We start from the raw sequence: 19,877 nt of genomic DNA, 5'->3' as shown, positions 1-19,877 counted from the left end.
CTTAGGCTTCTTTGTTGAAATTACCCAACTCTAAAGCCTATCACTTCAAATACCTGTCTCCAAATAAAAAAGGCCACTTCAAAAAGTGGCCTTCCTAAGCTTGAAATTACTAATTATTTCTTGGCCTTGGCTGGGGTAGCAAAAGTCATGATTGTATCGTCTACAAACTCAATCATTACATCATCACCAGCCTTGAACTTCTCAAGACCAAGAACACTTTTATCCACTTTAACTCTTTGCTTCTCACCGCTTGGCCATGTAAAGGTCACAATACGTTTTTTTGAATCTATGGAGTCGATTTTTATAGTTGCAAAAACGGTGTCAGTAACTTCTTCAAATGGTTTGGCGGAACCCTTAGCAGAAATCGTTACAGAACGTACGCCGGATACACCGGGCTTTTGTCCCTTGGGGGCTGCAACTAGACCAACAGCAATTGCGGTTGCACTCTCAACTACAAATACATCACCCTTCTTTATTTTATCCAAATCATTTACCTGTTTGGAGACCTTCATCTGGGCGAGATTACCGCTAGAATCTTTTAACTCGATAGTGCGATTTTGCAAATCTACGTCCATTACAAATGCTGTTACTACTTCAACTTCAGCTACTAATGGCAACATTTTTGCAGGTGCTTGAGCATAGACAGGGGAGACAGCAATCAAACTGAGTGCGCTGAACAATAAGACAAGTGAGGTTTTTTTCAAGATAGCTCCTGGCAAAGGGGGATTATGTATTTATGTGTGCCGACTAAAATACGATGACTTTTAATTTAGCAACTAATTAAGGCACTTTTGTGACTTAGTTAGCGATATTAGAGGGTGCTACACAAGAAGGATTTGCTTGGTCAACTGACCACCATACAGTTGGGTTTTTGGCCTGCCCAGCACGATTCGAACGTGCGACCTACGCCTTAGAAGGGCGTTGCTCTATCCAGCTGAGCTATGGGCAGATAAATGCTGGAATTGAAGCTACTATCTAAAACTAAATAGGAAAAGTGGTCGGAGTACAAGGATTCGAACCTTGGACCCCCTGCTCCCAAAGCAGGTGCGCTACCAGGCTGCGCTACACTCCGACGGAATACATATTCTACACCGACAGGGTTATAAGAGGCAAATCCTGTAAGATTTAGCCCATGGTTACCTACTTATCCAGCAAATTTAACAAACGAGTACAGAGCGTAATTGCTCTGGGATTACTTGTTTTTTGCTTGTTGGGTACCCACTGGGTTGGTCTTAATCACAGCATTTCTCATGCGCAAAGTAATCAAATTGTTGAGCTTGGTTCTAGTGAACTCGATCCCCTTCTTCAACACGGATCTGCAAGCTGTCATTTATTTGATGCATTAAGTCTCGCCACATTTATTAGTCCCGATATTAGTATTGTTATTGCTCAAAACCAATTCATCGAATCTTATTTTGAATACGATCATTCGCTACAGAACCCTCAATATCTAGTCCTCTATCAATCTAGAGCGCCTCCTGCTTTCATTCTTTAATTACTAAGGCGTTAAGTCATTTGACTTAACTCATGAATTAGCATCATCTAGCCGATAAAGCTAGACTGCTTTAAAGAACGGAAGATCCAAAATGCAAGGTATGCAACAACTGCTTGCAAAGCATCAATTTATTTATATAGTGATATCAGGGCTTTATGGCACTAGTGTATTAGCGCAATCATCAGGGCCTCAACTTGAAATTACGGCCACGGGCTCGCAAGAATCGATGCAAAGCATTCTTACGCCAAACAAGATCCTGCAAGGCGATGAGCTATTGAATAAATTAGGAAGTACTTTAGGAGCAACCTTAGCGAACGAGCTAGGAGTTTCTGCTACTGGATATGGTGCTGGTTCATCTAGACCGGTGATTCGTGGTTTAGAAGGGGCACGTGTTCAAATTTTGCAAAATGGTTTATCCGTAGGTGATGTGTCGAATATTTCACAGGATCATGCCGTTGGTAATAATATGCAAAATGCCCATCAAGTTGAAATTTTGCGAGGTGCTGCAGCCTTACTTTATGGTTCTGGCTCTAGCGGAGGCTTAGTCAATGTTGTCAATGACCGAATTTTAACTAACCTACCAGATAGACCCACGGGTGCAATCAATACTAGCTATGAAACAGTCAATAATGGCCGCGCTGGCGCCGTAGAGGTTGATAGCGCATTTGGATCCCTAGCCATTCATGTTGATACGGCCATAAACAACGCCAACAACTATCAAATACCTGGGTACGCCAACCAAAATGGCCCTAATCAGGAGTGGTCCATCAATCCAGGGGCACCTCAAAGCGTCCCCTATTCCGGCAAGCTTCCAAACTCTTGGAGTAACCAAAATAATCTCGGCGCAGGCATTTCGTATATTGGTAGCACCGGATATACAGGAGTATCAGTAGAGCGACTTAATAATAATTATGGAATACCAACACCTGATGGTGGCTTTATTAACCAATCACAAAATCGTTACGATTTACAACATCAAACGCGCGATCCATTTGAAGGATTTTCATCATTTAAATTTAGCGCTGCCAATTCAAATTACAACCATACAGAGTTTGCTAATACAGGTGAAGCTGCATCTGTCTGGAAAAATATTGCGAATGAAGCGCGACTGGAGCTGGCCCACAATCCCGTATTGGGCTGGAAGGGTATATTTGGAGCGCAAGTAACTACTGCTTCCCTTAATGCAACTGAAGTTGGAACCGGAAGCTATGCCATTGTTCCTCCTACCAAAACGAATTCAAATGCTCTATTTTGGATTGAGGAAGGCAAATGGGGACCATTGCAAGGTAATTTAGGATTGCGCTATAACAGCGTATTTCAAAACCCTAATACTGGTACGACTCTCGAACAACAAACTACGGATAACGGCGGATCAACTCCGCTGATTACCCTGCAAAACCGACAATTTAATTTGATGTCATATTCTGCAGGCGGCTTGTGGAATTTCATGCAAGGACACGGTATTGGAGTTGCTTATACCGTATCTCAAAGAGCGCCAACTGCACAAGAACTCTACTCCTATGGAGCGCATGAATCTACAGCGACTTTTGATATTGGAAATCCAACCCTCAATAAAGAAACCTCACATAACCTTGAGATCAATATTCAAAAGACCAGTGGTTTGATGCGTGGAAAAGCAAGCGCCTATGCCAACCGATTTAATAATTACATCTATGGTTATTACACTGGCCTATACATACCAACTTCGGCAAATTTTTCTGTTGTAACAGCTCAACAAGCAGCCGCTACAATCAAGGGTATCGAAGGAGAGTTATCTTATAACTGGAATCAATCGGGACTAGCGGGACGGATCTTTGGCGACGCCTCGCAAGGCTCATTTGACGCTGGAGGTAATTTACCTCTTCAACCTGCCCCTAGACTGGGTGCTGAGATTGCCCATCAGAAAAACGGTTGGCTTGCAAATGCTAGCTATATTTATAGCTATCAACAAAATCGTTTAGCGAGCTGGGAAGTCGGACCCGCACCAAGCTATAACTTAGTCAATGCTGGCCTTTCATATACAGAGAGAGTCAAGGATATTAATTGGACTATTTATTTAAATATGAAGAATCTTTTAAATCAACAGATTCGCTATGCCACAACACCTATGGCCGTCAGGCTATTTGCACCACAGCCTGGAAGAAGTTTTATGATGGGCTTACGAGGTACGTTTTAACTAAAAAATCTCGGGAACGTACATGTGGGGTGGCACTGGTCCACGCAAGTAATCTGGATTGTGAACACGTTCTGGTAATGTAATGACCGGGTGATCTATTTCATTGTATGGAATTTGATTAAGAAGATGGGTGATGCAATTTAAGCGCGCTTTTTTCTTGTCATTAGCAGCCACGACCCACCATGGCGCTTCAGGAATGTGCGTACGCTCAAGCATCGTCTCTTTAGCCTTGGTATAGGCTTCCCATAAACGACGGGCTTCCAGATCCATTGGGCTAAGTTTCCATTGCTTAAGCGGATCATGAATACGCATCATAAAGCGGTTGTACTGCTCATCATCTGAAATAGAGAACCAATACTTAATCAATATGATTCCTGAACTAATCATCATTCGCTCGAGATCAGGCACTGTTCTAAGAAATTCTTCATATTCTTGGTCGGTACAAAATCCCATAACCTTTTCAACACCAGCTCGGTTGTACCAACTACGATCAAAGAGGACTATTTCACCGCCCGCAGGTAGTTGAGATATATAGCGCTGAAAATACCATTGCGTTTTTTCACGCTCGTTTGGTGCTGGAAGTGCAACTACCTTACATACACGAGGATTTAGACGTTGGGTGATTCGCTTAATAGCGCCGCCCTTACCTGCTGAATCACGCCCCTCAAATAAGACTGCAACCTTGACCTTATTGGCAACTACCCAATCTTGTAGTTTTACTAATTCGCCTTGTAAGCGAAATAATTCTTTGAAATAAACACTACGAGGTACATCGGATTCGCCATCCCCATCTTGAGAAAGGCGATCGTCATCAAGCTCCATCTCAAGCTCTTCGTCCATGCTGTCAAGAATCTCTTCTTGAGCACGCCGATACCACTCTGCCATTTCTTTATGCTTTGAGGTCATATTCTATCCGCTGAAATATCGTTTATTTTTAAACTAAGGATATGTCATTTTCGTTACAAATGCATATTTATAGGGCTAGGTAGGAAGATATTTGCTCATGACTATGCAAGGCAAGCCACTTACGATCATTCGAAAATCCGGGGCTTGCAGCCGATGGAGGGAAAAAGGTCAGCTCAACACGTAAATTTCGATGCTTCAATATGGTTGACATAGACTCCAAAAGACCCATTTCCCCAATAAATGCCGTCACATCAGTGCGTAATCCTGACTTCCTATCAAAATATTCAATAGCAAGCGAATATACCGGGACTTGACTAATAACAGCTGATTCAAATAGGTTGGCTTTAAAGGGGCGAACCGAATTACCATCAGTCGATGTACCCTCTGGAAATATGCAAATAGATTCCGTGCCTAGAGCGCTTACCATATTGCCAACCACTTGAATTGCGTGCCTTGAATTACCGCGCTCAATAAATACCGTCCCTAATTGTTTAGCCATCCACCCAAAAATAGGCCAGCGCTCAACTTCTGACTTGGCAACAAAACGGATGGGCTTAAAGGAATTAATAACATGAATATCCATCCAAGAAATATGATTAGATGCAAGAAGATATGGGGTATTGGGAACAATGGATGGGTTGTTAATTTTCAAATGAATGCCAAATAAGGCTAGTAAATGCTTTGACCAGCTCTTAATAAGTGCATCTTTAGCGGGTGGTTTGCTCGCAGGAAATAATATGAAGAGTGTGATAACTCCCCTCATTACGTGAGCCCAGACTAATAACCATAGAAAAAATCTCCTAAAGAATGGCTCCTCATCTGACTGAGTCAGTTGTTTCTTATGCATAGTAGTTGACAATATAAATCATTAAATTAATAACCCGTCATAAAACTGACTTAAAAGTGTCATGATGATTACACAGTGCAAGGTTTAAATGTCTACTCATGATGCATTACCGAGCTATCTGGATTTCAGACGTACACCTAGGAACAACAGGGTGTCAGGCAAACTACCTCCTCGATTTCTTAAAACACAATGAAGCCGATAAATTTTATCTTGTAGGCGACATCATTGATGGTTGGAGACTCAAAAAATCATTTTATTGGCCTCAAGCCCACAACGATGTCGTGCAAAAGCTACTTCGTAAAGCTCGTAAAGGCACTGAAGTAATCTATGTTCCTGGGAATCATGATGAGAGTGCCAGACAATTCTTTGGACTTTCCTTCGGTGATGTAAAGGTTGTGGAAGAGGTTATCCATGTAACTGCCGATGGCAAGAAGCTTTGGGTAACGCATGGCGACTTATTTGATGGCGTAATGCAGTATGCCAAGTGGTTGGCTTATGTCGGCGACACCCTATATTCATTTATTCTGTATATCAATCGTTATTTCAACATGTTGCGCGTCAAGATGGGCTTGCAATACTGGTCACTTTCTCAATACCTGAAACATCAAGTGAAAAATGCGGTGAGCTATATTGCCGATTTTGAGCACATCATGGCTAGAGAAGCCCGCCTCAGAGGTTGCGATGGCGTTGTCTGTGGTCATATCCATAAAGCAGAAATTCGTGAAATTGATGGCCTACTCTATTGCAACGATGGCGACTGGGTTGAGAGCTTAACTGCTTTAGTCGAGACCCATGCCGGCGAGCTAAAGATAATCCATTGGCCCTATATCAAAGGTGAGCCGGTCGAAACACCCGAAATTACTTTTCAACCTGCTATAGATTCACTTATTAAAGAGGCTGCGTTATGAAAATTATGATCATTACTGATGCATGGGACCCGCAAGTCAATGGCGTTGTGAGAACTTTAAAGCAAACGCGTGCCGAATTGATTGGAATGGGACATGAAGTTGAGATGATTACGCCAAATGGGTTCAAATCCATTCCATGCCCAACTTATCCCGATATTGCCCTTTCTCTATTTCCGGGCAAAGAAGTGGCTCGCAGGATTAAAGAATTTGCTCCTGATGCCATGCATATTGCAACGGAAGGACCATTAGGATTATCTGCGCGCTCATATGCGGTTAGAAACAAGCTGCCATTCTCTACCGCCTATCACACTCGATTCCCAGAATACGTCAAAGCGCGTACTGGAATTCCATTGTCCATTACTTATGCATTCATACGCTGGTTTCATGGTCCATCGATGGCTGTGATGGCGCCAACCATTGTAGTGAAAGAAGATTTAGAAAAATATGGCCTTACTAATGTGGTTCTCTGGTCCAGAGGTGTAGACCTAGAAATCTTTAAGGTGCAAGAATCCAAAACCTTAAATACTGCTCATCCAATTTTTCTCTATGTCGGAAGAGTTGCAATCGAGAAAAACATTAATGCCTTTTTAGAGATTGATCTACCAGGATCTAAATGGGTTGTCGGTGATGGCCCTGCTATGGCCGCTATCAAAGAAAAATATCCTGAAATTAACTATCTTGGCGTATTGCAGCAGCATGAGTTAGCTAAAGTGTATGCAGCAGCTGATGTCTTTGTATTCCCTAGTAAAACAGATACTTTTGGCTTAGTACTGCTTGAGGCTATGGCCTGCGGCACACCAGTTGCAGCCTATCCAGTGACTGGTCCGATTGATGTTTTAGGAGACTCTCCTGCAGGCGTCATGAATGAAGATTTACGTGAAGCTTGCCTGCAAGCTTTAAAGATTCCTCGCGAAGTTGCTAGAGCCCATGCCGAAAAGTTTTCTTGGAGAGCCGCTTCTGAACAGTTTGTAGATCACCTTAAGCCGGTGGAAACTACAGAAGTACATTTGACCGCCCTAGCCTAGAGAACTTTTTTGAACATCAAATACCACATTAATCAAAATCCGCACAAGGGCAATAAAGGATTTACGCGTGCATGGCATGCTGCCAAGAATTCTTGGTGCGGCTTGGTATATGCATTTATGGAAGAAAGTGCGTTTAGACAAGAATTAACGTTATTTGCTCTGTTAACGCCATTAGCAATTGTTTTGCCCATTAACTATCTAGAGAAGGCTTTATTGATCTCCTCCTTAATGATGGTTTTAGTTGTTGAACTCCTGAATTCAAGCGTAGAGGCAGCTATTGATCGCATCTCCTTTGAGCATCATGATTTATCAAAGCGAGCGAAAGATTTTGGCTCGGCTGCAGTGATGATAGCGCTATTTATTGCAATCCTGGTTTGGGCTGCAGTATGTATTCCCCTTGTCTTAAAACTCTAATAAACTTTGCTTAGGATAAGCAATAACAATATATAGGTAAACTATGTCTGATATTCCAAACCCGATCGGCGCATTTGATATCTTCTCTTCTAAGAAAGATGGCAAAGCAAAAACCTCAAAAACTCAGGCGTTAAAAAAGCTTTCCAAAAAATTTGCCAAAAAATTATTTGGAAAAAAGTTTGCTACCAAGGCACGCATGCAATTGACTGAAGCTGAGTCTGTTTCTATTGCAAAACCATTAACCAGAGCTAAAAAAGCGGCATTTCAAATTAGCTGGGCCTCTAATTCAAATGAAATCAAAGAGGCGCAACGATTACGTTACAAGGTATTTGCAGAGGAAATGGGTGCAAATCTTTCTCAAAATCTAGAGGGATTAGATGTTGATGAATTTGATGCTTACTGCGATCATTTATTAATTAGAGATCAAGATACTTTGAAGGTGGTTGGAACGTATCGCGTATTACCACCACATAAGGCTCAAGAAATTGGTCGCCTCTATTCAGATTCTGAATTTGATCTGTCTCGCTTAGACCATTTGAGACCTAAATTGGTAGAATTGGGTAGATCTTGCGTTCATAAGGATTATCGTTCTGGAGCCGTCATCATGGCTTTGTGGAGTGGCTTAGCCCAGTATATGCAAAAAAATGGTTACGAGATCATGCTAGGTTGTGCGAGTATTCCGATGGCTGATGGTGGTCATTTTGCTGCCAGTCTCTATAACTCCCTTAGCGACGATCAAATGGCCCCAACAGAGTTCCATGCATTTCCCCGTCTACCGCTGCCCTTAGATAAGTTAAATGGCGGCTTAGAGGTAGATGCTCCTCCTTTGATTAAGGGATACCTCAAGCTTGGCGCAAAAATTTGCAGCTCTCCAGCCTGGGATCCAGATTTCAATACTGCGGATTTATTGACCATGCTACGTCTATCGGAGATTAATCCTAGATATGCAAAGCATTTCTTGGGTCTGTAAAAACTATTTAAGACTTACTTCATAAGAACGGCCTACTCTTATCCATTCGGCTGCTTCTTTTTGTAAGCTAAATTCTGTCAGTGGGTGCTCATCAGCCCACTCTTTAGATAGACTAACGAGATAGGATCCACCATGTTCCGAAACTTTGACTTTTGGTAGATCATTATCATTACGTCCACGACACAAGACCTGAGCAAGACGTAAGCAAAACAGCATTCGCCAATCATTAAAACTAGCATTACTGGCTAACTTACCGAGCTTACCAGCATGACCTATTAATAAGGCCGCTAACCTAGCCTGATCATTTTTGGAGAAACCAGGCATATCGGCATTCCCTGCTATGTAGGCTGAATGCTTGTGATAGCCATTGTGTGAAATCGAAAGTCCGATCTCATGTAAATTGGCAGCCCACTGTAATAGGGCGATATTGTCAGAACGATTCTCAACATCTGGTTTTGGTAGTTGATCTAAAAAATCAGCCGCCAACTTACCTACACGGGCTGCCTGCTCTCGATCTGCCGCATAACGTTGCATAAACTGCTCTACAGTGACATAGCGCATGTCACTGTGTTGAGAACGACCCAATAAGTCGTATAGAACTCCGACACGTAAGGCTGCATCAGTAACTTCCATAGATTCAATAGCTAACTCATCGAATACGGCAAGCATGATCGCTAAACCTCCGGGCCATACTGATCTTCGATCATCTTTAAGACCAAGAAGTTCAACCTGACTAACGTGTTCATATTTCAGAAGTTGTTTCTTTAGAGCTCTCAGTCCATCTCTCGTAATGAGGCCACTACCGCCATTAACTCGCCCCATGCTTAATCCATCGCTATGGCCATTAAAATCATTCTGAGAGATGAGCTCAGCCAAGGCTCTAGCGGTTCCTGAAGAGCCTATAACCTGCTTCCAGCCGCTCTTGAGGTAAGCACCTGATATAACTTGGATTTCACGGCGAGCTGCCAGCTCTGCCTCTTTAAATGCATGGCCGTCAATATTGCCCTTTGGAAAGAAGCGCATGCTATGGGATACACAGCCAATATATAAACTTTCCATGAGCTTTGGCTCATAACCTTTACCAATAATAAATTCTGTTGAACCACCACCAATATCCACTACCAAGCGATTGCCTTGTACGGCTGGGACTTCATGGGCTGCACCGATATAAATCAAACGCGCTTCTTCAACTCCAGCAATCACCTCAATAGGAAATCCTAGGGCTGTTTGTGCATCTTCTATAAATTGTTGTGAGTTTTTAGCAACTCTAAGCGTATTAGTAGCTACAGCACGAACGTTTGCAGGATCAAAACCACGAATGCGCTCTCCAAAGCGACGAATAGCTATCAAACCACGTTGATATGCATCGTTACCTAGAAGCTTATTTTCAGTAAGACCTGCTGCTAAACGCACAGATTCACGAAGGGTGTCAATGGGTCGAAGTTGCGTCCCAGAGGGTGTATTAACAGCTTGGGCCACCAGCATACGAAAACTATTCGAGCCCAAATCAACTGCAGCAACTAAATCTGCAGGATTAGAGACTGGATCGGCAGGATAAGCTAACAAAATACTCCCTAAGTTGGATAACGCTATTCAATTGTGTCGATTTTATGAAAAATACATGACATATTGATGAAATTCATGCGTAGTCTACTAGGGTATTGATTAAGCAGCTAAATTTTGTTCGGCACTGGAGCAATCGATATCTCCAAAACTGCAGAATATGCAGCAATCACCAGACTTAGGTTTTAAAATAGCACTACAGGCCCTGCAACGATATAGATGCTGAGAGGATCCCTTGGGAACTTCTAGAATTTCTGCAGCATGACATTGAGGGCAAGTGATAGTGGAATGCTGTATCAATGGGGTAATGTTCACCGCGTTATATTGAACCGTAAATGTTGCAGAAATATGTCAGTACACCAAGACGCTTAATCCGTTGTACTGGGCGTCCAAAATGCTTGCGTTATATATTCCTTATCGGCAATTTGAGCAATCAATTGATCCATTTCATCGCCATTAACAGCAGACGCTGTCAATACAGCCTGGATCTCCACCTCATCTGCACCAAACTGACGAACTTCAATATCCTGCGTTTGATATCCAGCAGCCTCTAGAATTCCGATGAATTGTTTAAGAGCAATTTTTTGCGAATGTTTCGGGGTAATGATAAAGACCGAGTTGGTAACTTCTACTGACTGAGTATCTAAAGGCTGTCGATTAATCACACTCACTATTGGTCTTAAAAGCGTATTGGCGGCAAGAATAAAGATGGTAGCTAGACCCGCCTCTAAAATCAGGTCAGCTCCAGCGCATGCTCCAACAGCTCCAGAAGCCCAAAGAGTAGCTGCAGTATTAATTCCGCGAACATTACCCTCTTCACGCATGATGACACCAGCACCCAGAAAACCGATTCCAGAAACCACATACGCCATAATATGGACGGCACCATCATGACCAGTTAGGCGATTTGCGGCATCCACAAATATTGCAGCACCAACAGCAACCAATATATTCGTTCGTAGACCAGCAGTCCTCTGGCGGTACTGCCGCTCAAGACCTATTAATCCGCCAAATAAAAAAGCTGCCGATAAGCTCAGCGTGGTATCTGCCAGAGATACAAGATTAATATTTTGAAATGCTTCCAATGATGAATAAAATTCTATTTTCGGCCAAGGCCCAAAGTATCCACCATCACTTTGAAGACTTCAGTATTGTCCATAAAGCCTTTAAATTTCTCAGAACCTGGGCCCATTGCATTCAATACCGCATCGTCAGCGGTATGAACACCCGTTTCTTGGTTAGTCGGTAAATTTCCACCAACATGAATGGCATCCTCATGTAATTGAATGTACTTGGGATTAGCAATATATTTTCCACTCTCATTCTTGATCGCAGGCACAAAGGTACCATCCAATTTAGGATGCATTGTTTCGTAGTGATCTGGATAGTTTCCATAGAAAAAAGCGAGTCGTTTTGAGACATCGATCTGGTTTGGGTAGCCTTTGACATCGGCCTTTGGATAATTTGGATAGCCTGCATCAGCATAAGTTCCAACCTTTTCACGTAAGGCCCCTGGCTTTTCATCATTGACAACGCCACTAATCGAGCCGCTATGGGTATGATCTGGCGTGACGATAATGAGTGTATCTGGATGCGTTTTGGCAAACTCTTTCGCAATTTGTACGGCATTACTTAACATGATGGTGTCAAATGCAGCTCGCTCCCAATCCAATGGATGATTAAATTTATCAATTAACGCCGCCTCGACCATCAGGAAAAAACCATTTGGATTTCTTGAGAGAACCTCAATTGCAGATGAGGTCATCTCGGTTAAATCAGGTTGATTAGGATATTGACTGACAGTATTTTTCTTCAGAAAGAATCGATCGAGTGATCCATCCATATTATCTGGATGAAATACTCCAAACAATTTTTTAGTATTTTTATTAGCAGATTCTGCTAGCAATTCTTGCTTTGTCAAAACTACCTGATAGCCATTGGATTTAAATGCGTCAACAAGATTTTTCTCATCTTTTCTTTTGGAGCCCTTAGAGGATTGGGGATAAAAATAGGCTGATCCACCACCAAGAATAACTTCAGCCCCGCTCGCAAATAGCTGATCTGCAATATATTGTTTATCAGCTCGACGTCTTGTATGGGCAACTACAGCACCTGGGGTCGCATCCTGCAATTCAGAATCTGCAACGATTCCAACTGACATCTTCGTTTTCCGCTTAATCAGTTCTGCAATTGTTTCTACCTTAGGATGAGATAAGTTATCGCTTGCTCGAGAAACATATACGCCCATGGCATTGACGGCTGTTTTGTGACCAGTTGTGTAAGCACTCATCGAATTAGCAGAGTCAGTAATTAATGAATCAGACCCAGAAGTACCAATCATTGCGGTGCTGGGCATATCATCAAATGCAAGTCTTCCTTGATACTTACCTTCGCTAATGCCTTTGGATAAAACGCGTGCCGATGTTCGATTGGCAATCGTCATACCATCACCAATAAAAAGTATGACATTCTTTACTCGTCGAGGCCCACTCGCATAAACATCCCATGTGACCTCCACTTTTTCCTGTGGAGTTCTGGCTGATATTTGATATTTACCAGCCTTTGAAAGCTCAACGTCTCTATAGATAAACGTGCTACCTTTACCTACTTCATTTGAAATGAACTCGGGTTTTGTAGAAATGACTTTGCTTATAGGTAGGCCATTTAACTCAATAATCGCATCTTCTTGACTAATGACATGGTTCAATTCCAATTTAATGTCAAATTTTGACCCTAATAGAATTGATGCATCTTGAATAGGGTAGATGACTGCTGCAATAACAGAATTGGCTAGAAATGCAGAGAAAATGACAATTGGTAGTTTAAAGGACTTAGTGATGTTCATGACTCGATATGTTAGTGGTAATTATGAACTTCACTATCCACAATATTGATGTCATTTCTATGACAGGCAGTCCGAATAGCCTATAAGGAGGCTTTCTTGCTTGCTATTTTGAGCACCCCACTATGAACCGCTTTACGGAATTGAGCAAAATCAGCCTCATTTTGTTCGGCATAGGAGCGGGCAAAGGTATACAGAGCATTGTTGAGCTCTTTAGATTGCCCCCAGTAGCCCGCAATCATGGCAGCATCCCCTGATCGGGCATGTCCTAGGGCAAGTGCCCAACCAAAGAGTTTTGCGTATTCTGGGAGCGTTTTTAAGGTAACTCCACCAGAACCAACCTCAATTCCGCCCTTCATGTCACGTAATTGCCTTAAATAAAAGCCCTGGCTATAGTCAATATCAAACTGAACTGCTCCATAGTTTAAAAAGATATCCGGCGCACCTTGAAGCAATCTTTGGCCGGCTACTACGCGCCTACCCATATCGCGAAATATCGATTCACCTAAATAAGGAGATAGCACTGACTTCTGTGCTTCTTTATATTGCAAGAAAAGCGGATCATGTTCACTATCACCTTCAAAGTAAAGAACCATAGTGTTCGTGCCTACACTACCAATACCAACAACCTTTCGGGCAAAGTCTTTTAAGGAATAGCGCTCAAATAAAATTTGTCTATCCGCCAATAAAGTATGCGAGTAATTCAGTAATGCCCGATCAATTAGTTTTGATAATGAAACACCAAATGCATTCTTTTTAAAATGCTCAATAAGGGGTGGCTTATTGATAATCTTACGATTCTTGCCAACGATAGTAGTTAACTTTTCTAATACCTGTATATTGCCCTGACCCTTAATACTCTTAAGTACAAGATCTAACTTCTTCTGTTGCTCCTTACTAAATTGCTTACGGATGTCTTTCTCGGCAATGAACTCTTGAGCTAACTCTAAATAGGGCATCTGAGCGTATTGCATCATACGTTTTTGATATTCTGCGCATATTTGATGCACCAACTTTTTACTTAAGCTTTTTTCTCCACCCATCGACTCGCAGGCAATGACAGCGCTTGCAACTAAGCGTTTAATATCCCACTCCCAACTGCCAGGTAGGGTTTCATCAAAATCATTGATGCCAAAGACAAGGCGATGCTCTGCTGTACCAAACATTCCGAAATTAGAAACATGCATATCTCCACAAAGTTGCACAGTAATATTTGTTGCCGGTTGATTGGCTAGGTCTTGAGCCATGATCGCAGCGCCACCACGATAAAAGGCAAATGGAGATTGCATCATTCGCTGGTATCGGATCGGAATAAGTTCCTTGATGCGACTCTTCGCCTGCCTCTCTAGAATCTCTATAGGACTAATGCGATGCTCAGGGGGGGTATAAGTACCCTGTGCAACAAAATCAACTTGCTTACGCTTGGCTTTTCCGTCTGCCATGCGCCTTTTAATACTAGGGCGTGGATCTTGAAATGATTCAACAGAGTGAAGAACGGAATAATTCGAATTTTTAACGGCGGACATTCAAAGATCTCAACGGGTTCATCTAAACCCCATACTAATCCTAAACTAAGTGATAGCCTAAACTAAGAATTGAGTATGCTTAATCTCTGTTGAATGTTGGCAGGTAGAGTCGCATACCACGAATTTTCATCTCCTACCCCAGGAAGTATTTGGCCATATTCAATCATTTGACCCGGAGGAAGCTCATCGATGTAGGCCCAGATATGTTGGCTCGCTAATTTACTTGCCTTTTGAATAGCAATTTCCAGCTCTACGAGCAATTGTTTTTTCATTTGCTCAGATCTACCTAAGCGAATTTGCCCATTCAGAAAAATATGGGGTTCATCAAGCAATACACCCCCAATAAAGCAATCATGTTGATCCAATTGCTTAAAGATTACTTGCGCAAAATAAGCCTCTGCTCCAGTTACCTCTGCATGAATCTTGGTAATTGCCTGCGCAATAGAATATTTTTGATGGGTGTTAAGAGAGATGCCTGCGTAGTACACGCTATAAGTTGCCATATTAATCTTTGTAAAGTGATATTTATATTTTTGAGCAGTTTTTATGAATCGAATGTAAGGCTTCCTTGATCTGCAAGTGATCAAGTTGGTGAATTGGAAGATCTAGCAAGAGGTCGATGCGGTTGCGAAGACCTAGTTCAAGCTTCCTAAATGCGTCTAGCTGTTCTTGCTCATTGAGCACAAGTTCAGAGGGGTCTTGAAATCCCCAATGTGCGGTTGAGGGATGTCCTGGCCAATAAGGGCATTGCTCCCCAGCTGCAGAGTCGCATAATGTAATAATAAAATCCATATGGGGCGCACCCTCTTTCCCATATTCTTCCCAGCTTTTGCTTCTGAGCACCTCGAGTGGATAGCCCCATTCTTTAATGAGTTTAATGGCTAATGGATGAACGAATCCGAGTGGCTTTGACCCAGCAGAGTACCCAATGAAGCGGCCATGGCTTAATGTAGTAGCAAGCGCTTCACCAAAAATAGATCTAACTGAATTACCGGTACTTAAAAATAAGATGTTGTAAGGACGATTCATGGGTAGCGCTGCCTGACAGTATTAGATGATCTCATCAAGTTGTAATTTATATTTATTGTTTAAAATAAATTTGGATGTATTTTGATCAGCCATCGCATCCAGTAATACACTTTTTCCCCCAGTAGGGCTTGTATTATTATCTTGCTTTGAAACTTTTCCTCTGAATACATCGGATATAAATTTTGTTAGATTATTATTCATGAGGTCTCCATTGCGCTTCAAAATTAGCTGAATTCGATCTTATCGCTGCTTTATTTCAGTATTATTACCAAATCAAGAATATGAAAAACCCAGCATCTGCTGGGTTCCTTTCAAACTGTAGCGGCTAATAAACCTAGCTACCCAGTTGATGTCTCGTGGTGAAACGCTTTGCGTAAGCCAGCCGAGCTTCATTCCATGCCTGTAGTAAATTCAGTGCAAATTTCTTCATAAACCATCCTTATGGTGAAAGATTAATTAAACATTGCTTTTATGAAACAATGCCTTAGAACGCTCTTATTTTGATGTATTGAAATTACATTAGTGAGACGATTTTGTGTCAGATCAAAGTCCAATGCTATACACTGGGTCGGTATAGAAGAAACTTGAATAGATGGATATCAAATGGCTCACCTGGACCTGTATTCAACAATCGCCTTGAGGCTTGGCTTGGCTTTATTTGCTGGCTCTATTCTTGGACTTAATCGATGGCTGCACCATAAATCAGCCGGTATTCGTACACACTCTTTAGTTGCCATCGGATCAGCTACAGCTGTAATCTTAATCAGCGATTTTGTTCAAGATGACGCTCAAGCCATGAGTCGTGTTCTGCAAGGACTCATTACTGGCTTGGGGTTTTTGGGTGCTGGCGTCATCATCCATGAAAAACAATCCTCAAGGATTCATGGACTAACTACCGCTGCTAGCCTATGGACATGTGCCTTAGTTGGTGCAGCATTTGGGGCTGGACAGTTTGTCTTGGGCTTGATCAGTATTGGAGCGATTTTTCTTGCATTAGCGCTTGGCGGTCCTTTGGAGAGGCTTGTTTCACGCCTTACGGGGATCGAAAGAGGGTCTGAAGTCTCAGAGGATTCAGAGTAAAACCAGTCCATATGCTCTAAAAAAAGAGTTTTGTCATATTTATTTGTTAGGATATGAGTCTTCATTCACTAAATGTCATAAATATGAGCAACTATAAATACGAAGACGCCATCAAGCAGCTTCAAGAATCAGGTAGCATCGGTCTGACTGATCTAAAAAGTCTCTCACATGACGACCTCGTAGAGCTTTTTGAAGAGATTAAGGTTTGGTGTCTTTACGCCAATGGGCATTTAGATAAACTGCCCAAAGAATCAAAGAAGAAGAAAAAGAAAAAGAAGGATTGACTCCTACGTACTAAGGCGATCCCCAGGAAAGCACAAAATAAACGTGCTTCCCTTACCGGGGATACTTTCAATGATGAGTTGGGCTTGATGTCGACTGGCAATATGTTTGACAATTGCCAATCCTAGACCAGTACCGCCAGTATCCCGCGATCTACTACGATCCACGCGATAAAAGCGTTCCGTAAGTCTTGATAAATGTTCCGATGCAATTCCAGGACCAGTATCTGATACTGAGAATTCTCCCTGTCCTTCGCTATTAATATTCCAGATTACATTAATAGTGCCTAGGTCTGGGGTGTAACGAATTGCATTGGAAACCAAATTACTAAAGGCGGATAATATTTCACGCTCATCACCCAATAGATTGGCATTTGACTCAACATCGAAAGTAAAATCATGACGACCTTGTGATAATGCTTCTGCATCATTTTTTAGCAGAGCCATTAGGGTTTTAATTTTTACTTCATTAGTGGCTGCAGGTAATGCATTTGATTCTAGGTTGGCTAAGGTAAGTAAATCTTCAACCAGACTTTTCATCCTTTGCGCCTGTGACATCATCATCTCGAAATATTGATCCTGTTGAGACTTCTCGAGATCTAAGGATTGAACTGTTTCCAAAAAACCCATTAAGACCGTGATAGGAGTCCTCATTTCATGGGAAACATTCGCTACAAAGTCTCGACGCATTGCATCTGCCTTATGAAGATCAGTAACATTTTGTACTAAAAGTAAATGACGATTTTGGCCATAAGGAAAAGCTTGTAGCATTAAGCTAAGACTTCCGTTGGGACCCATGCGTTCAAGTAGTAATGGCTCATCAAAATTTCGCTTAATGAGGTATTGAATAAATTCTGGACGTCTAATAAGAAAATTGATTCTTTGTAGTGCATCGCGTTTGAAATGAAGACCAAAAAAACGCTCTGCAATACTATTGCACCATTCAATATGATCACCATCATCGAGCATCACAATGCCATTGGGGGAAGCTTGAAATGCTTCTATGAAGTGTGCATGTTGTTCTTCAATAGTACGCATTCTTTGCTTAAGCCCCTTAATCAGGCGTTGCAAACCAAAGTAGACTTCCTCCCAATATCCACTTGGAAGTGAGATATTCTCAACCGTATCTGTTCGAATGTATTGCTTTAAACGTGCAAGATTAATATAGGAATAAATCAGAGGCATTAAAAGCACTGTTATTCCAGTAAAAATTGCCCAATCGGATCCTAAGAAATATAGGGAAATATAAGCAGCAATTACTGCCAGGCAAGCTACAAAAAATAGGCGGGATAAAGCAGGAATCATGGGTGCAATCTTAGACCAACTTTAGAAAACACCAGAAAAATGCTGAATCAGTAAGAAAACAGGGAATTATGTCTGAGTTGGGGTTTTAGTGATGCGGTATCCACTCCCCCTTACGGTTTCTATGTAACGGTCACAGTCTACCGATGCTAGTGCTGCCCTTAATCGCTTGATATGAACGTCTACGGTGCGCTCTTCAATATAGACTTCATTGCCCCAGACGTTATCAAGCAAATTAGCGCGTGAGTGAACTCGCTCAGGATTCGCCATAAAGAATTGAAGAATTCTATATTCAGTAGGCCCAAGGGATATGGGCTGAGGATCTGAATTTTGCCATGTCGCAAAGACGCGATGAGAGCTGGGATCTAATTTAAGCGGCCCTACGGTCAATGGACCCGTATCTTCAAGCGGAGTTTGCCTGCGAAGCAGAGCTTTCACTCTAGCCACTAGCTCTTTAGGGGAGAAAGGCTTTGTAACATAATCATCTGCGCCTGAATCTAGCCCTAAAATCTTATCTGCCTCTTCACTTTTGGCAGTCAGCATTAAGATTAGAAGGCCTCTAGTCCGTTCATTTGCACGAAGCTCCTTAGCGAACTGTACGCCAGATTTACCTGGAAGCATCCAGTCTAAAACGAGTAAGCTCGGGAGGCGCTCTTTCATCAATGAATTAGCAACTTCTGTTTGCATGGCCTTCTCAACCTCATATCCAGCATGAGTTAAGTTAATCGCAATTAATTCAGCGATTGACGGCTCATCTTCAACAACGAGTATACGCTGAGTCATTATGAGTTGAGAGTTCTAAATTAAGGTTTATTGGCTTCGCGAACCAAGTCTTCATGGGGAATATGGCGAACATCCGCACCTTTTGCAATATAAATTACAAATTCAGCAATATTCTTGGCATGATCTCCAATGCGCTCAATTGCCTTAGCAATTGTCAGCATATCCAACCCAGTACTGATCATGTGAGGATCTTCAGACATATACGTCATCAGTTTTCTAACGAAGCCTCTAAACTCTTCATCAATCTGACGATCTTCTGCAACTACTTCGGCAGCAGCTATGGTGTCAAGTCTTGCAAAAGCATCGAGACTACGGCGCAGTAAGGTAATGGCCATTTGACCAGAAAGCCTAATTTCAGCGACGTTAATATTGTAGGTTGCACCTGCTTCGATTAGGCGTTTAGTTCTGTTTGCCACCCGCTCTGCTTCGTCACCTGCACGCTCTAAATTAGTAATCGCTTTGGATACTGCCATCACTAGACGTAAGTCACGAGCAGTTGGTTGTCGTCTTGCTATTAACTCCGTGCAGGCTAAATCAATCTGAATTTCAAGATCATTTACTAGCTTTTCATTTTCAATCACGATATTGCATGTATCAAGATCCATTTGCGTAAAGGCACGCATGGCCGTAGATATCTGAGATTCAACTAAACCACCCATCTCAAGCAATCGACTTGAAAGAGAATTCAGATCAGCATCAAATTGTGATGAAAGGTGTTTATCTGGCATTT

22 protein-coding genes and 2 tRNA genes are annotated in these 19,877 nt (G+C 42.1%); 8 read left to right on the top strand and 16 right to left on the bottom strand.

Annotated elements, in window-relative coordinates; genetic code table 11:
* Positions 1-113: 113 nt before the first annotated feature.
* From ICN38_RS03905 to ICN38_RS03895, 3 genes are all read right to left on the bottom strand, one after another.
* Positions 114-704, bottom strand: a complete 591-nt coding sequence (locus ICN38_RS03905; RefSeq protein ID WP_255562704.1) for a hypothetical protein — start codon at positions 702-704, stop codon at positions 114-116.
* 168 nt (positions 705-872) lie between these two features.
* Positions 873-949, bottom strand: a tRNA-Arg gene (locus tag ICN38_RS03900).
* A 46-nt stretch (positions 950-995) separates the two neighbouring features.
* Positions 996-1,072, bottom strand: a tRNA-Pro gene (locus ICN38_RS03895).
* Positions 1,073-1,132: 60 nt separating this feature from the next.
* Here ICN38_RS03895 and ICN38_RS03890 point away from each other — a divergent pair.
* The gene (locus tag ICN38_RS03890) at positions 1,133-1,495 is read left to right on the top strand and encodes a hypothetical protein (RefSeq protein ID WP_216255438.1); all 363 of its coding nucleotides are present in this window, start codon (positions 1,133-1,135) and stop codon (positions 1,493-1,495) included.
* A 100-nt stretch (positions 1,496-1,595) separates the two neighbouring features.
* A complete protein-coding gene (locus tag ICN38_RS03885) occupies positions 1,596-3,671 on the top strand; it encodes a TonB-dependent receptor (RefSeq protein ID WP_216255436.1) in 2,076 nt (691 codons plus the stop codon).
* Here ICN38_RS03885 and ppk2 read toward each other — a convergent pair whose 3' ends face one another.
* Together ppk2 and ICN38_RS03875 are read right to left on the bottom strand one after the other, a co-directional pair.
* Complete coding sequence (gene ppk2, locus ICN38_RS03880; protein WP_216255434.1) at positions 3,672-4,577, bottom strand: polyphosphate kinase 2; 906 nt, start codon at positions 4,575-4,577, stop codon at positions 3,672-3,674.
* 67 nt (positions 4,578-4,644) lie between these two features.
* Positions 4,645-5,340, bottom strand: coding sequence for a 1-acyl-sn-glycerol-3-phosphate acyltransferase (locus ICN38_RS03875; RefSeq protein WP_255562703.1), 696 nt, complete (start codon positions 5,338-5,340; stop codon positions 4,645-4,647).
* A gap of 182 nt (positions 5,341-5,522) precedes the next feature.
* On the opposite strand from ICN38_RS03875, the gene ICN38_RS03870 reads away from it, so the two are divergent.
* From ICN38_RS03870 to ICN38_RS03855, 4 genes are read left to right on the top strand one after another with little or no spacing between them, the layout of a single operon-like run.
* A complete protein-coding gene (locus ICN38_RS03870; protein WP_370624361.1) occupies positions 5,523-6,332 on the top strand; it encodes a UDP-2,3-diacylglucosamine diphosphatase in 810 nt (269 codons plus the stop codon).
* A complete protein-coding gene (locus tag ICN38_RS03865) occupies positions 6,329-7,357 on the top strand; it encodes a glycosyltransferase family 1 protein (protein WP_216255431.1) in 1,029 nt (342 codons plus the stop codon). The genes ICN38_RS03870 and ICN38_RS03865 overlap by 4 nt, the downstream gene beginning before the upstream one ends.
* A 9-nt stretch (positions 7,358-7,366) precedes the next feature.
* Positions 7,367-7,771 (top strand): diacylglycerol kinase, encoded by a 405-nt coding sequence (locus ICN38_RS03860; RefSeq protein ID WP_216255429.1) that lies wholly within the window; start codon positions 7,367-7,369, stop codon positions 7,769-7,771.
* A 43-nt stretch (positions 7,772-7,814) separates the two neighbouring features.
* Positions 7,815-8,741: a GNAT family N-acetyltransferase gene (locus ICN38_RS03855; protein WP_255562702.1), complete on the top strand. Its 927-nt coding sequence runs from the start codon at positions 7,815-7,817 to the stop codon at positions 8,739-8,741.
* Positions 8,742-8,744: 3 nt separating this feature from the next.
* Here the strand turns inward: ICN38_RS03855 and ICN38_RS03850 are convergent, their stop codons facing one another.
* The 8 genes from ICN38_RS03850 to ICN38_RS03820 form a co-directional block, all read right to left on the bottom strand.
* A complete protein-coding gene (locus ICN38_RS03850; protein WP_216256241.1) occupies positions 8,745-10,226 on the bottom strand; it encodes a Ppx/GppA phosphatase family protein in 1,482 nt (493 codons plus the stop codon).
* Between the two features lie 180 nt (positions 10,227-10,406).
* Positions 10,407-10,619 carry a GDCCVxC domain-containing (seleno)protein gene (locus tag ICN38_RS11580; protein ID WP_370624360.1) on the bottom strand — a complete coding sequence of 71 codons (213 nt, stop codon included), beginning with the start codon at positions 10,617-10,619 and terminating at the stop codon, positions 10,407-10,409.
* A gap of 53 nt (positions 10,620-10,672) precedes the next feature.
* Positions 10,673-11,389, bottom strand: a complete 717-nt coding sequence (locus ICN38_RS03845) for an MgtC/SapB family protein (protein ID WP_216255427.1) — start codon at positions 11,387-11,389, stop codon at positions 10,673-10,675.
* 14 nt (positions 11,390-11,403) lie between these two features.
* On the bottom strand, positions 11,404-13,149 hold the full coding sequence (locus ICN38_RS03840) for an alkaline phosphatase (protein WP_216255425.1): 1,746 nt from the start codon (positions 13,147-13,149) through the stop codon (positions 11,404-11,406).
* An 80-nt stretch (positions 13,150-13,229) separates the two neighbouring features.
* Complete coding sequence (locus ICN38_RS03835; protein WP_216255422.1) at positions 13,230-14,672, bottom strand: DUF2252 domain-containing protein; 1,443 nt, start codon at positions 14,670-14,672, stop codon at positions 13,230-13,232.
* Between the two features lie 62 nt (positions 14,673-14,734).
* Positions 14,735-15,175: a tautomerase family protein gene (locus ICN38_RS03830; protein ID WP_216255420.1), complete on the bottom strand. Its 441-nt coding sequence runs from the start codon at positions 15,173-15,175 to the stop codon at positions 14,735-14,737.
* 22 nt (positions 15,176-15,197) lie between these two features.
* On the bottom strand, positions 15,198-15,701 hold the full coding sequence (locus ICN38_RS03825; protein WP_216255419.1) for an arsenate reductase ArsC: 504 nt from the start codon (positions 15,699-15,701) through the stop codon (positions 15,198-15,200).
* A gap of 21 nt (positions 15,702-15,722) precedes the next feature.
* The gene (locus tag ICN38_RS03820) at positions 15,723-15,902 is read right to left on the bottom strand and encodes a hypothetical protein (protein ID WP_216255416.1); all 180 of its coding nucleotides are present in this window, start codon (positions 15,900-15,902) and stop codon (positions 15,723-15,725) included.
* 402 nt (positions 15,903-16,304) lie between these two features.
* Here ICN38_RS03820 and ICN38_RS03815 point away from each other — a divergent pair, with 402 nt between their 5' ends.
* Entirely contained in the window at positions 16,305-16,781 is a 477-nt protein-coding gene (locus ICN38_RS03815; RefSeq protein ID WP_216255414.1) for an MgtC/SapB family protein, read from the top strand.
* A gap of 83 nt (positions 16,782-16,864) precedes the next feature.
* Complete coding sequence (locus ICN38_RS03810; RefSeq protein WP_216255412.1) at positions 16,865-17,065, top strand: hypothetical protein; 201 nt, start codon at positions 16,865-16,867, stop codon at positions 17,063-17,065.
* A 3-nt stretch (positions 17,066-17,068) separates the two neighbouring features.
* On the opposite strand, the gene phoR is transcribed toward ICN38_RS03810, so the two are convergent.
* From phoR to phoU, 3 genes are all read right to left on the bottom strand, one after another.
* A complete protein-coding gene (gene phoR, locus ICN38_RS03805; RefSeq protein WP_216255409.1) occupies positions 17,069-18,367 on the bottom strand; it encodes a phosphate regulon sensor histidine kinase PhoR in 1,299 nt (432 codons plus the stop codon).
* A gap of 66 nt (positions 18,368-18,433) precedes the next feature.
* Complete coding sequence (gene phoB, locus ICN38_RS03800; protein ID WP_216255407.1) at positions 18,434-19,147, bottom strand: phosphate regulon transcriptional regulator PhoB; 714 nt, start codon at positions 19,145-19,147, stop codon at positions 18,434-18,436.
* Positions 19,148-19,167: 20 nt separating this feature from the next.
* Positions 19,168-19,875 carry a phosphate signaling complex protein PhoU gene (gene phoU / locus ICN38_RS03795; protein WP_216255405.1) on the bottom strand — a complete coding sequence of 236 codons (708 nt, stop codon included), beginning with the start codon at positions 19,873-19,875 and terminating at the stop codon, positions 19,168-19,170.
* Positions 19,876-19,877 lie beyond the last annotated feature (2 nt).

Source organism: Polynucleobacter sp. AP-Melu-500A-A1 (assembly GCF_018882125.1).
In the GTDB taxonomy this organism is placed as follows: Bacteria; Pseudomonadota; Gammaproteobacteria; order Burkholderiales; family Burkholderiaceae; genus Polynucleobacter.
This window is presented reverse-complemented; position numbering and strand designations above follow the sequence as displayed.